The sequence below is a fragment of the Planktothrix agardhii genome (genome assembly GCF_904830935.1).
GTDB lineage: Bacteria > Cyanobacteriota > Cyanobacteriia > Cyanobacteriales > Microcoleaceae > Planktothrix > Planktothrix agardhii.
The window spans coordinates 3,611,474-3,624,448 of record NZ_LR882952.1; the positions used below are offsets into that span (position 1 = coordinate 3,611,474).

11 protein-coding genes and 1 tRNA gene are annotated in these 12,975 nt (G+C 40.8%); 4 read left to right on the top strand and 8 right to left on the bottom strand.

Annotation, left to right across the window (positions count from 1 at the left end; all coding sequences use genetic code 11):
* Window positions 1-29 precede the first annotated feature (29 nt).
* Window positions 30-554: a cupredoxin domain-containing protein gene (locus tag NMG88_RS16740; RefSeq protein WP_042153954.1), complete on the top strand. Its 525-nt coding sequence runs from the start codon at window positions 30-32 to the stop codon at window positions 552-554.
* A gap of 62 nt (window positions 555-616) precedes the next feature.
* On the opposite strand, the gene NMG88_RS16745 is transcribed toward NMG88_RS16740, so the two are convergent.
* A tRNA-Gly gene (locus NMG88_RS16745) sits at window positions 617-688 on the bottom strand.
* A gap of 211 nt (window positions 689-899) precedes the next feature.
* Window positions 900-2,615, bottom strand: coding sequence for a bicarbonate transporter BicA (gene bicA / locus NMG88_RS16750; RefSeq protein WP_042153953.1), 1,716 nt, complete (start codon window positions 2,613-2,615; stop codon window positions 900-902).
* 509 nt (window positions 2,616-3,124) lie between these two features.
* Between bicA and NMG88_RS16755 the strand changes: the two genes are divergently transcribed.
* Window positions 3,125-4,096, top strand: coding sequence for a LysR family transcriptional regulator (locus NMG88_RS16755; protein WP_254035637.1), 972 nt, complete (start codon window positions 3,125-3,127; stop codon window positions 4,094-4,096).
* Between the two features lie 277 nt (window positions 4,097-4,373).
* On the opposite strand, the gene NMG88_RS16760 is transcribed toward NMG88_RS16755, so the two are convergent.
* The 5 genes from NMG88_RS16760 to NMG88_RS16780 all read right to left on the bottom strand — a co-directional run bounded on the left by NMG88_RS16760 (window position 4,374) and on the right by NMG88_RS16780 (window position 10,830).
* Window positions 4,374-5,228: a nitrate ABC transporter ATP-binding protein gene (locus tag NMG88_RS16760; RefSeq protein ID WP_254035638.1), complete on the bottom strand. Its 855-nt coding sequence runs from the start codon at window positions 5,226-5,228 to the stop codon at window positions 4,374-4,376.
* A 70-nt stretch (window positions 5,229-5,298) separates the two neighbouring features.
* Window positions 5,299-7,305, bottom strand: a complete 2,007-nt coding sequence (locus NMG88_RS16765) for an ABC transporter ATP-binding/substrate-binding protein (RefSeq protein WP_254035639.1) — start codon at window positions 7,303-7,305, stop codon at window positions 5,299-5,301.
* A 58-nt stretch (window positions 7,306-7,363) separates the two neighbouring features.
* Entirely contained in the window at window positions 7,364-8,212 is an 849-nt protein-coding gene (ntrB, locus tag NMG88_RS16770; protein ID WP_227350529.1) for a nitrate ABC transporter permease, read from the bottom strand.
* 94 nt (window positions 8,213-8,306) lie between these two features.
* Window positions 8,307-9,680, bottom strand: a complete 1,374-nt coding sequence (locus NMG88_RS16775; RefSeq protein WP_227350528.1) for a CmpA/NrtA family ABC transporter substrate-binding protein — start codon at window positions 9,678-9,680, stop codon at window positions 8,307-8,309.
* 448 nt (window positions 9,681-10,128) lie between these two features.
* On the bottom strand, window positions 10,129-10,830 hold the full coding sequence (locus tag NMG88_RS16780) for a DUF1997 domain-containing protein (protein ID WP_026796370.1): 702 nt from the start codon (window positions 10,828-10,830) through the stop codon (window positions 10,129-10,131).
* A 132-nt stretch (window positions 10,831-10,962) separates the two neighbouring features.
* On the opposite strand from NMG88_RS16780, the gene NMG88_RS16785 reads away from it, so the two are divergent.
* Window positions 10,963-11,625 (top strand): NAD(P)H-binding protein, encoded by a 663-nt coding sequence (locus tag NMG88_RS16785; RefSeq protein WP_042153950.1) that lies wholly within the window; start codon window positions 10,963-10,965, stop codon window positions 11,623-11,625.
* On the top strand, window positions 11,625-12,326 hold the full coding sequence (locus tag NMG88_RS16790; protein WP_042153949.1) for a glycoside hydrolase family 24 protein: 702 nt from the start codon (window positions 11,625-11,627) through the stop codon (window positions 12,324-12,326). Before NMG88_RS16785 ends, NMG88_RS16790 begins: the two co-directional genes overlap by 1 nt.
* 21 nt (window positions 12,327-12,347) lie before the next feature.
* Here NMG88_RS16790 and NMG88_RS16795 read toward each other — a convergent pair whose 3' ends face one another.
* Window positions 12,348-12,959, bottom strand: a complete 612-nt coding sequence (locus NMG88_RS16795) for a hypothetical protein (RefSeq protein WP_042153948.1) — start codon at window positions 12,957-12,959, stop codon at window positions 12,348-12,350.
* Window positions 12,960-12,975: the final 16 nt, after the last annotated feature.

Sequence of the window (12,975 nt, forward strand, 5' to 3'; positions counted from 1 at the left end):
GAGTATTATTATAATCAGGAGATCAAATCATGAACAAAAAACTAAAAATTGGCTTACAATTGAGCGGAATTTTTCTATCTATTTTAATTGGGAATTGTGCCCCAGTTCGGTCAATGGAAACCCATGCAGAACCCGCCAATAATCAATTGCGGACAATTGAACAGCCCTTATTAACTAAAATGGTGGTTACTGCGGGGGGATTAGCCTTAATTGGCTTAGAACTTTGGTGGTTTTTATTGAGTAAATCTAAAGCCAAAAAAGCAACAATCAATCAAGATGCTCAAGAATTAGATATTTTAGTGGATGGAGGCTATCAACCTAACCACATTACCGTTCAATTGGGTAAAAAAGTCCGTCTGAACTTTATTCGTAAAGATCCTAGTCATTGCTTAGATAAAGTGTTGTTTCCTGACTTTAATATTGCTCAAGATTTACCGATGAATCAAACTACAACCATTGAGTTTCTTCCTGAAGAATCTGGAGAATATACCTTTAGTTGTGGGATGAATATGATCCGGGGAGTTTTAGAGGTTCAGCATTTAAACGCTATTTAAACGGAACAACATTAGGGCTAATTCATGAATTTACCCAGTCGAAAGTAAGATGATTAGAGTGAAGCGGACGATGGGACTCGAACCCACGACGTTCAGCATGGGAAGCTGACATTCTACCACTGAATTACGTCCGCGCTGGGGGTTTTATTTCAAACTCTTGTTGATTATAACCCAATTTTCCAAATTTTCAATACCCCAGATTCACCAAAAAGCGAAAACCCGCGAACAGCAGTGCTAGGATCACGAGTTGGGAGCAGTGCAAACGTCCTCGTTGACTAAATTATCCGGGTATTCAGGATAGATACTGAGTGAGGACACTCGCACTGCAATAGAATTAAAATCGGATTAGGAAAGATTACTAACAATAGGTGCTTGAGGATCGCTGGAGCTACTATTGAAAGTGTCAACATCGACTGGAAGGTTAATCAAGGTTAAAGCCTGCTGTAATGCCTCTTGACGCACCAACATCAGATGATGAGGCGGAAGCATATCTACAATTTTGAACCGTTCTAAACGTTCTTTAATCTTCCCTTTTGCACCGACAATAAAGACGTGGCGCCCTTTTTCTACTGCATCTTTAATGGCATTTTCAATGGCTAGACAAGCAGTTACCCCTAACATGGGAACATCACTTAAATCAAAAATCAGCACATCATAATTTTGAATCATGGATTCTTCTCTGGAGATTGCTTTAGCTACTCCAAAGATCATCGGGCCGCTGAGGTAGAATAACAATACTCGACCTTTCCCGGCGGCGAGTAATTGTTTTTCTTCCGGGGTCATCACAATAGCATCATCTTCATCGGTGATGGCTTTCACGTCCTGACCCTGCATATCACTCAAGCGTTCAATTGTAAGAATATTAGCAATAAATACCCCCACACCAACGGCCACAATTAGGTCAACAAAGACGGTTAATAACATCACCCCATACATGATCATTGCCCCTTTCAGGGAAACGGCATGGGCGCGTTTGAGGAAACTCCAATCGAGAATATCAATCCCCACTTTTAGGGCAATTCCTGCTAAAACCGCCATCGGAATATTTTGGGTCAGACTCGCCGCCCCGAGAATTACTACTAATAAAATTAACGCCCGGGTAATTCCAGATAAAGCACTTTTTGCACCGGATTGAATATTAACAACGGTTCCCATGGTTGCCCCTGCACCGGGTAATCCACCACAAACCCCCGAAACAATATTAGCAATGCCTTGACCAATCAGTTCTTTATTAGAATCGTGTTGAGTCCGGGTAATACTATCGGCAATTACGGCAGTTAATAAGGTATCAATACAGCCTAACATTCCTAACATCACCCCATTGACAAACATGATTGTCATTTGGTCAAAGCTAAAAACAGGCATTTGTAAAACGGGAAGTCCCGTGGGAATTTCACCAATTCGCCGAATATCTACTCCTTGAAAGAAGATTAAGGAAACTAATGTTCCAATCACTAATGCAACTAATTGAGGCGGAACAATCCGTTTAAATTTAGAGGGCATTAAGAAGATAATCCCGATAGTTAAGGCGGCTAAGGTAGCATCTACGGGATTGATATTTGTTAATAATTGGGGGATATTTTGAATTGTTCCTAATACTCCCCCTTTCGGTGTGGCTTGTCCTAAAAACGGCGGGATTTGTAAGATAATTAAGATAATCCCAATCCCTGACATAAAGCCCGAAATCACGCTGTAGGGCATCAGGGTAATATATTTACCCAGTTTGAATACCCCAAAGACAATTTGAAATAATCCGGCAATCATCACCACGGTAAAAGCCATAGCCAAACCGTTATCGGGGTCTTTCGCCATGAAACTGGCAACAATGGTGGTCATTACCACCGTCATCGGGCCAGTGGGTTCGGAAATTAGGGTGGGTGTGCCCCCAAACAACGCCGCAAATAAGCCGATACAGACGGCACCATAAAGACCCGCCACCGGGCCAACTCCCGAAGCTACCCCGAAGGCGAGGGCTAGGGGCAAGGAAACAATCGCGGCGGTCAGTCCCCCAAATAAGTCACCGCGTAGGTTGTTAAAGTTGATCTGGTTCAAGACTTGCATAGAAAAGGCTGATCTCCTATTATTGTTTTTTGACTATGATTTTAAATTTAGCTATTGGTTTTTCTTAATGGATAAGAGTACCACTACCTGTCTAGCGATCGCAAGACCTGACAGAAAAATTTTTATACCTAAATGGCAAAGCGGTCGAAAAGCCCTATAGAAAATGCTCTTGGTATAGTAGTCGCCACATCTATTAGGACATTCTTGAAAGCTAAAAGCTGCTCACAGTAAGTATTTACCTATAGCGAGATTGCCTATTCCCTATTCCCTATTGCCTCTTGCTATAAACCCAAGATTGTCAGGTCTACCCATGGGATTTCCCGATTTCAGTGTTCTTGGTTCTAGGATTGATCAATCAAATCATTTGATTTGTGGGGTTTTACAGAATTATTTGATCTGAATTGATGATATTGGTAAAATTATATGTAATAATATAAAATTATAGATGTCAATCTATGATAAAAATCCCGAAAACCATCAAATATTGGGTAAAAGGAGGATATAGAATTTTGATGCAGGCAACATTACACCAATTAAAGGTATTTGAGGCGGTGGCCCGTCATCGTAGCTTTACTAAAGCCGCCGAAGAAATGATGATTACCCAGCCAACGGTCTCCACCCAAGTTAAACAACTGACTCAGACCGTGGGTTTACCGTTATTTGAACAAATTGGCAAACAACTCTATCTGACCGAAGCCGGGGAATTTTTATTATCTACCTGTCAGAATATTTTTGAACAGTTGGATAATTTAGAAATGCAGATAGCAGCATTAAAAGGAACAAAACAAGGACGGTTACGGTTAGGAGTAGTTTCAACAGCTAAATATTTTGTCCCCCGATTATTAGGTTATTTTTGTCAACAATATCCGGGGATTGATATTGCCTTGCAAGTCACCAATCATGCCACTTTAATTCAACGAATGCAAGATAATGAGGATGATTTGTATATTCTGAGTCAACCTCCTGAAGATATTGCTTTATCTACTCAACCTTTTTTAGATAATCCTTTAGTGGTGGTGGCTAGACAGGATCATCCTTTGGTTGGAGAAAAAAATATTCCAATTAAATCTTTAATGGGAGAACCTTTTATTATGCGAGAACAGGGTTCAGGAACACGCCACGCAGTTCAAAAACTATTTGAGCGCTATAAAGTTGGGGTTAAAGTTCGGTTAGAATTAGGCAGTAATGAAGCCATTAAACAAGCGATCGCCGGAGGTTTAGGGCTTTCAGTATTATCTCAACATACTTTAGTAGCAGAACAGTTAATGGGAGAATTAACCATTTTAGATGTCCAGCATTTCCCGATTCATTTGCGGTGGTATGTCACTCATTTAGAAGGAAAACAACTGTCTATTATTGCAGAAACATTTTTAAAATTTTTATTAGAAAATACCAGTCATATTCCCACTTTAGGAACCCTAGGGTTACACAAGGAACATTTGAACAATAATAATCAGGGAAATTTAGTTAAAATGGGATAAAATAGATTTCAATAGTCTCGCATTATAACTGTTTACCTGTATATTTGTAGGGGCGATCTGAGTATTGTCCCTACCCTTTTTCGTAATTCAATATCTTGGATAACAGACATTAGAACGATTATATTAATACTTAAAACTTTTTATGTTACCTAGCCTACAAAATCTTAAGGATAGGGGTTATTGTTCGTAAATAACCTCCATCCTTAATCCTTAAAAACTGCAATATCTGTGTATTTAGATCATTGTTAACAATCAGCAGTTAACAGTCAACAATTATTTATTCATCATCATGAGCAAAGCGACGATAGAGGAAATCTAGGGCATAATTTCTGAGGTTATAATATTCTGGATCTTCCATAATTTGAGTGCGATCGCGGGGACGTTCAAAGGGAATTTCTAGGATTTCTCCAATGGTTGCCGAGGGGCCGTTTGTCATCATCACTAACCGATCAGCCAGGAATAATGCTTCATCAATATCATGGGTAATCATTAACACCGTACAGCGATGATCATTCCAGATTTTCAATAATTCTTCCTGCAATTCTTCCTTTGTAATTGCATCCAAAGCCCCAAAGGGTTCATCTAAAATTAATACTTCTGGACGAATAGCTAAAGCCCGAGCAATAGCAGCCCGTTGTTTCATTCCTCCCGAAATCTGAGGGGATTTTTTCTCAGCCGCTTCTAATAATCCCACCAGGGCTAAATGATCTCGAACAATAGCATTTTTTTCGACCTTTGACTTATTAGGATGAACCGCATTAACCGCTAAATAGACATTTTCAAACACCGTGCGCCAAGGCAATAAGGCATAGTTTTGAAATACCACCATCCGGTCAGGGCCAGGTTTTAAAATCGGTTTGGCACGCAATGTCACCTTACCATCGGAAGGAATATTAAACCCAGACACCATATTTAATAAAGTCGATTTTCCACAACCGGAGTGTCCAATAACGCAAATAAATTCACCCTCATTAATCGTGAGATTAACATCTTTTAAAACCGTGTAAGCCCCTTTAGCCGTGGGATAAACCTTAGAAACGTTATCAAATACTAAATAAGGCTGATTGTTGACTGGGGATTTTTTAGTAAATTTTTTCCCAAAAGTAGAGGCAGAAATTTTAGTTGTAGTCATAGTTGATATTTCCTAAATTTTAAATTGCATTTGTAGAGACGTGCCACGGCGCGTCTCTAATTTTGTTGAATTAAGCCACTTTACTCCGAGGAGAATCTAATACAATTTCCGTTACAGTAAAATCCCGTTTAATCTTCAAACTATTCAGATAACCAATGGGATCTTCGGTATCAAATTTTGTACCATCAAATAATTGAATTGCGCCCCGACTATAACTAATTTCAGAAAGTCCTAATTCCCGGGCTGCGGTACTAAAAGCACCTACCGAACATAACCTTTCTAAAATTTCCACCCAGTTACGGGGGAAAGGCGTATGTCCCCAACGGGCCATTTGAACAATATGCCAAAGCTGTTCGGTGCGACTGGGACGGTTGACTCCATCGCCAAAAAATTGATGATGGGCATATTGACGCATGGGTTCATCCATGTTGCAAGCAATATCATTGGGATCAGCTAACTGAATATATTCGGGGCGAGTTCCCAGATATTGACGTTGAGCTAAAATCTGCTGAATTTCAGGGGCATTTTCCGGGTCAGCGCAATAAGCTGAAGCCTCTAATAGTGATTTGACCAAGGCAATATGGGTATTAGGATAGGCCTTCGCCCAGTCTTCCCGCACTCCCAAAACTTTCCCTGGGTGTCCGGGCCAGATTTCTAAATCCGTGGCCACCGTAAACCCGACATCCTCCATCATTGCCCGCAGGTTCCAGGGTTCCCCCACACAGAACCCATCAATAGTGCCAGCCTGTAGGTCTACCACCATTTGGGCCGGAGGAATGGTCAATAGTTCCACATCATGGTCGGGGTCAATCCCCCCAGACGCTAACCAATAGCGCAGTAACAGGTTGTGCATGGAACTCGGATGCACCACCCCCATGCGGTGCTGTTGTCCAGGGGACTGTAACAACATCCGTTTAAAGTTAGCCAGGGTATAAATTCCTTGGTCATAGAAGCGACGGGCGAGGGTAATAGCGTTACCGTTGCGGGTCATGGTCAGGGCTGTAATTACCGTTACGGGTTGGGTATCATCCCCTCCCAAAGTCATCCACAGAGGCATCCCAGAGGGCATCTGAGCCGCGTCTAAATAGCCTCCGGCGATACCATCACTGATGCCGCGCCAACTGGTTTCTCGGACAAGATTGATTTCATCGAGGCCGTGTTTTTCAAAAAATCCTAATTCCTTTGCTACGGCCAGGGGAGCGCAGGCGGTCAGGGGAACAAAACCCAATTCTAAGTTGATTTTTTCTAGGCCATGACGGGCAACGACTTTATTCTTTTTCGCCCGCATTTTTTTGATCAGTTTTTGTTGATTGAGGAAATAAATCATTTCACTCCGCAAGCGATAATAACTGGGATGTTCTACCACTTGCATCCGTTGGCGGGGGCGAGGAATATCTACATCTAAAATCTGTCCGATTTTTGATTCCGGGCCGTTAGTTAACATCACAATTCTGTCAGACAGTAACACGGCTTCATCGACATCATGTGTCACCATTAAGGCACTAATTTGATTGTCTTGGCAAATCTTCATTAATTGTTCTTGAAGATTACCCCGTGTTAAGGCATCTAAAGCCCCAAAAGGTTCATCTAATAATAATAATTTGGGTCGTAATGCTAGGGCGCGGGCGATCGCAACTCGTTGTTTCATTCCTCCTGATAATTGGGCGGGATATTTGTCTACGGCTGGGCGTAATCCTACCATATCAATATGGCTTTCAATGATATTTTTTCGTTCTGCTAGGGGTAATCCTTTCATCACGGAATCTACTGCTAAAGCAATATTTTCTCGGACTGTTCGCCAGGGTAATAAAGAATAGTTTTGAAATACTACCATTCTATCTGGCCCTGGTTGGGTAATTTTTTGACCTTCAATGGTGACAATTCCTTCTGATGGTAAATCTAACCCGGCTACCATGTTTAATAGGGTTGATTTTCCACAGCCAGAGTGTCCAATTAGGGTGACAAATTCACCTTTTTGTATTTGTAGGTCAATTCCTTTGAGGGCAACATATTGACCTCCTCCGGTTAAGTTAAAGACTTTATCAATTTGTTCGACTTCTATTAATGGTTTTTCCATGATATTAACTCCTGATTAATGGTTGACAGTGCGTGGGCTGCGATGAGTGCACCTTAGTTTACTTTTTTTCACCCGGGACAATTAATTGTTGAATGTAACCAATACCTCGATCTAAAATTAAACCGACTGCACCGATATAAACCACGGCTAAAATAATGTCACTGATGTAGTTTTGTTGGTAAGCATCCCAGATAAAGAAACCAATTCCCACGATACCGGACATCACGATTTCAGCAGCAATAATTGCTAACCAAGCTAAACCTACGGCAATTCTTAATCCGGTAAAAATGTAAGGTAATGCAGAAGGGAATAGAATATTTAAGTAATATTCTTTGCGGGATAATTGCAACACCTTGGCAACGTTATTATAATCATCGGGAATCTGTTTAACACCTTCTTTTGTGTTAATTAAAATCGGCCAAACAGAGGTAATAAAAATCACGAAAATCGCGGCGGGTTGGTTTTGTTGGAAGGCGACTAAGGCAATGGGAACCCAAGCCAAAGGAGCCACCATTCTTAAAAACTGAAATAGGGGATCTAATGCCTTATCTAAAATCGGGTTTGTTCCCACTAAAATCCCCACACTAATACCAACAATTGCGGCAATTGAATAGCCTTGAGCCACCCGTCCTAAACTGGCTAAAGTTTGCCAAAATAAGCCTTTATCTAATCCTCCTCGATCATAAAAAGGATACATTAATAAAGTTCGGGTTTGTTCATTAGTCACAACACTCAAGGGCCCTGGTAAACGGGTAATTCCTGATAAGGAGAAAAGTTGCCAAACTATTAAAAAACCCAAGGTTCCCATTAGGGGAAGAATAATATTTTGTGAGTTCTTTTTCCAATATTCACTCAAATTGTCAACAAAGCTATTTCCGTTAGTTCTTTTTTTGGCTGTACTTGTCATTTTGTTAAAACTCCTTGATTAGTTATTAATGTAGATATGCGCCATAGCACATCTGTATTAGTTATCAGTGAAGAAAATAGAAAGATGATCCTTTCTAGGCTTTTTTGATGGTTAAACTTTGAAGATAGGCTTCTGGTTTTTCAGGATCAAAAGTAATTCCATCAAAGAACTTTTCCACACCTCTTGAAGTCGAAGCGGGAATATCAGCAGTAAACCCAGCTTCTTTAGCAGATTCTCGCCAAATATCCTCACGGTTGACCTTATCAATAATGGCTTTTGCTTGGGCAATATCTTGAATTTGACCATTATGGAAACCCCAACGAATACTTTCAGTTAAAAACCATAAATCATGGCTTTTATAGGGATAGGAAACACTGCCAATGGGATCTTTCCAATATAACGGCCCTTTATTAAAGTCTTGAATCGGCGGTTTTCCATCTCCCATCTGATAGTTTCCTTGGAAGGGAGGAGTCAGAACAACTTCAGGAACATTAAAATAATTCCGTCCAGAAACTATCGTGATTAATTCGGCTCTGTTTTCCGGTTTATCACACCATTGTTGGGCTTCCATTAAGCCTTTTAATATAGCTTTTGTTGCCTTGGGATGTTTATCAACCCAGTCAGCACGAATGGCTAAATATTCTTCAGGATGAAACGGCCAAACTTCCGTGGTTAAACAGGACATGAAACCGATGTTATCACTAACAATTCGATAGGGCCAAGGGTCTCCTGTACTAAAGGCATCCATCGTTCCATTTCGCATTCCCTGCACCGTTTCTGCGGGAGGAACTGCTATCAAATCAATATCGACATCTGGGTTGATTCCACCCGCAGCTAACCAATAGCGAATCCAAAAATCTTGGTTAACATTTGGGAATGTATAAGCTGCTTTAAATTTGCGTCCTGTGGTATTTGGAAGACTGCGAATATATTCGGCAGCGCCTTTAATATCTAAGCCTATTCCTTTCCCTAAATGGGTATTAGCAATAGCAACACCATTGCCATTTGTATTTAATTGAGCTAAGACATACATAGGGACTTTTTTGCCCCCGGTAATAATGCCTTCTGTCAATAAATGGGGCATGGGCATTTGCCACTGTCCACCATCAATTCCTCCCCCACTTGAGCCAATGGTAACGTTATCCCGTGCTGAGGCCCAGTTTGCCTGTTTGGATACCTCAACATTGCTCATTCCATACTTAGCAAAAAAGCCTTTTTCTTTGGCAATAATTAAGGGGGCAGATTCCACAATGGGAATAAAACCTAGTTTAATTGCTGTCACTTCTGGGGCTTGTTCTGGACTAATATTAACTGCCGGAACTTGTGTTGTCGCCGGAGAACTTCCAGTATTACCAGTGGGTTCGGGTGGGTTGCCCAAACAGCCTTTTAAAAAGACGGTACTAGCTGCCGAAAATCCGGCGGTAATTAAAAATTTTCTCCGAGAATAACCTTTTGAAAATTCAGACATTAAACCTCCTAACAACCTGTCTGTTGAAAAAATAGGTTGCTACTTACAAAAAAAATTTTGTAGTAGTTAAATTATTCAGGACTTACGCACAAGACCAAAGAAACCGGGTTTCTAGCCCTGATTTTGCGGATGAAATCGGTGATTTCTCGTTCAGAAACTCGGTTTCTGCGTAAGTCCTATAGATAAAACATTACCCTGGGGTCAGGGTGACTTGGGTTAGGACTTGATTTTTAGTTAAGTCGTTCCATAGCGTCTATAAATACTAAAGTAGCATTATATCTATAGACTGGCAATAGCTTTTAGTGCCAAATACAGTTTTTTATTAAATAGGAGTGATCAAGTTTTGCTTATCATTCATCGTTTATTCTAAAACCCGCCAGGGGTGTCTTATATAGTTGTATCCGCTTATCCTAAACAGCAGTGCGAGTGTTCGGTGCTCGCTAGGGTATTAACCGCGATATTTTGGGAAAGGAATCCCCAAACTGCTATGAAAATCCTGTTGAGTTTTAGCCGAAAGACGCCGGGAAACCTGTTTAACAATATTTTTTAGTAGGGTATCCCCGGTTTTTTGAATTAACCCTTCTGATTTAGAACGAATAAACTTAGGAATTTGTACCCCGACAGCCAAATCCAGATGCCATTTCGCCCCGGTAATTTGAGTCGGACATTCAGTTAATTTAATACCTCGTTCGGCACAAAATTCGGCTGTAGGTAATTCTATTAATGTCATCGTTGATTTAAAATCCACCTCATAACCAGGAGCCTTATAATCGGGGATGGGAACCGTCCGAATCCGATAAATCCCCTCTGCATCCGGTGGGACTAATTCTAATCCAATCCGCGCTTCCACTCGATAACCCAAGGCTCCAAACCTTCCAACTAATAAATCATAGGCATTATTTCCCATGGGTTCGGTTTTCATTGGTAACGCACACCGACAAAACCAGCCGCTATGTTGACCCAAATATTCAGCCACCGTATCCAAAGGCGCGAACATTTCCATGCAGTCTTCAAAATCGCTGTGAAACCAGATTAACTCCTGAGAATCTTGCTCTTGATTACTTTCTTCGGGGTTTGGGAGAGCAACAGAATCATCAACAAACTCAGATGATGCTCTTGACGGTTGAGGTTCAGAGATATCGGACGGCATAATATGTTCTCCTGCGAGGGTTTTTTCCTATTTCCAGAATGCCTTGTATTGTCGTGAACCGCTATGATAAATATACGTAACTTTTGATGTTACTTGGCAAAACTTGACACTTACTGAAAAACCTTTAACAGCATGAAAGCATTTGTCGCAGGGGCAACGGGGGAAACGGGACGGCGAATTATCACCGAATTAGTCAAGCGGGAAATTCCGGTTAAGGCTTTGGTTCGGAATATTGAAACTGCTCAACAAATTTTACCGACCGACGTGGAACTGGTGGTCGGAGATGTTTTAAATACTTACAGTTTAGCCTCGGCTTTGAGTGATTGTACGGTTGTATTGTGTGCAACAGGCGCCAGACCCAGTTTTGATTTTACTGGGCCCTATCAAGTCGATTGTCAAGGAACAAAAAATTTAGTTGATGTGGCAAAATCCCAGGGAATTGAACATTTTGTTTTAGTTACTTCCCTGTGTGTCTCCCAATTTTTTCACCCATTAAATTTATTTTGGTTAATTCTTTTCTGGAAAAAACAAGCGGAAGAATATCTTCAAAATAGTGGTTTAAATTATACCATTGTTCGCCCGGGTGGGTTAAAAAATGAGGACAATAATTATAATTTAGTTATGCAGTCGGCCGATACCCTATTTGAAGGTAGTATTCCCCGAACAAAAGTGGCTCAAGTTTGTGTAGAAGCATTATTTATTCCAACTTCACGGAATAAAATTATTGAAATTGTAGCTAATCCAGAGGCTCAACAACAGCCCTTAGAACAACTATTTGCCAGTGTAAGTGATTGATGGAACATTATCAAAGAAAAAGACAGAATCTTAATCGCCGTAAACGGCTATTATGGAGTGGGTTACTCCTATTGATGTTAACCTTTATTGGGGTCAGAAGTTGCCAGGGAAAATCGGATTTTGAACCGTCAATTGATCAACAGGTGGAAGCACAATGGCTACCTTTAGTTATGCGGGGCGGAGATCCTTATATTCGGGCATTGATGCGAACTATTTCCGCCAGTGAGTCCAGTTATTCTGACCCCTATCATGTTTTATATGGCGGAAAATATGTCTCTAATTTACAGAGCCATCCTGACCTATGTATGAAGATTATGGTCGGCCCGAATCAAGGCAAATGTAGCACCGCCGCCGGACGTTATCAAATGTTAAAAACTACCTGGGATGAAAAAGCCGAACGCTATCACCCAAAACCCGCTCAATTTTGGTTTTGGCTTCCCTATAGTTTTGAACCAGAATATCAAGATACGGTGGTTTATCGTTGGTTATTAGATGATGAATTTTGGGGGGTTAATATTTCCCAATTATTACGCGAAGAAAAAGTTGATCAGGTGTTAGAATTATTATCAGGAACCTGGACAAGTTTAGGCTATGGAATTGAAGATAATCTGGTGACGGATTCCTTACCCGAAATTTATGAAAAGATTTTGCAAAATGAACTCAATCACGAAAATGGTAAGTTATTTAAAATGCCTCCTTAACCCTCATCCAGATCGATTGATTTAACCAATCGGATGCTGACCAGGCTTAACCGCATGAATATTTTCGCTCCCTGACTGGGGCCATCCCCTGCGATCACCCGATTCTGAGGGTTGTCCCCAACCTAATTGTAATAACATTTCTAAAAAACTCGATTTCTCCCACTTCCAAATACAAGCCCATTCCGTGCGTTGAATAATAGCATCCACTTCTTCTACGCAAATTTGACGATAATCCTTACCACTATTTAAACTTAAATATAAATCCATCCCGGCAGTTACATCATCCCAGAATGCCAATAATTTAATTTTTGCTGCTTTTAACTGTTCTAAATCATAAGGTAAGGCAATTAATTGTTCATTCACAAAGGGAAATTGTAGGGTTTTTTCCCTAACAATAATTTCCCGCCAAACAATTCCAGAAACTTGATGTTCTTGTTGGTATTGGTGAATCGTCGCCTTAAAATTTTGATAGGCTGTAAACTTTTGAATTCCCTCTGGTTTCAAAAAACAGTCAACCACGGGATTTCCCACCGCCGGAGTCGCCCTTAAATTCAAACGCTCCCCTTTCAGGCAGGCTTGGCGCTCCTGATTTAAGATTTGGATCAGTTCCTCTGTAGTGTAGATTTTTGACATCAGAAACGTCCTAAAT

Excerpts from the sequence above, each read along its gene's own strand:
- NMG88_RS16740 (WP_042153954.1), top strand. The coding sequence starts at position 30 with ATGAACAAAAAACTAAAAATTGGCTTACAATTGAGCGGAATTTTTCTA.
- bicA (WP_042153953.1), bottom strand. The coding sequence starts at position 2,615 with ATGCAAGTCTTGAACCAGATCAACTTTAACAACCTACGCGGTGACTTA.
- NMG88_RS16760 (WP_254035638.1), bottom strand. The coding sequence starts at position 5,228 with ATGACTACAACTAAAATTTCTGCCTCTACTTTTGGGAAAAAATTTACT.
- NMG88_RS16765 (WP_254035639.1), bottom strand. The coding sequence starts at position 7,305 with ATGGAAAAACCATTAATAGAAGTCGAACAAATTGATAAAGTCTTTAAC.
- ntrB (WP_227350529.1), bottom strand. The coding sequence starts at position 8,212 with ATGACAAGTACAGCCAAAAAAAGAACTAACGGAAATAGCTTTGTTGAC.
- NMG88_RS16775 (WP_227350528.1), bottom strand. The coding sequence starts at position 9,680 with ATGTCTGAATTTTCAAAAGGTTATTCTCGGAGAAAATTTTTAATTACC.
- NMG88_RS16780 (WP_026796370.1), bottom strand. The coding sequence starts at position 10,830 with ATGCCGTCCGATATCTCTGAACCTCAACCGTCAAGAGCATCATCTGAG.
- NMG88_RS16785 (WP_042153950.1), top strand. The coding sequence starts at position 10,963 with ATGAAAGCATTTGTCGCAGGGGCAACGGGGGAAACGGGACGGCGAATT.
- NMG88_RS16790 (WP_042153949.1), top strand. The coding sequence starts at position 11,625 with ATGGAACATTATCAAAGAAAAAGACAGAATCTTAATCGCCGTAAACGG.
- NMG88_RS16795 (WP_042153948.1), bottom strand. The coding sequence starts at position 12,959 with ATGTCAAAAATCTACACTACAGAGGAACTGATCCAAATCTTAAATCAG.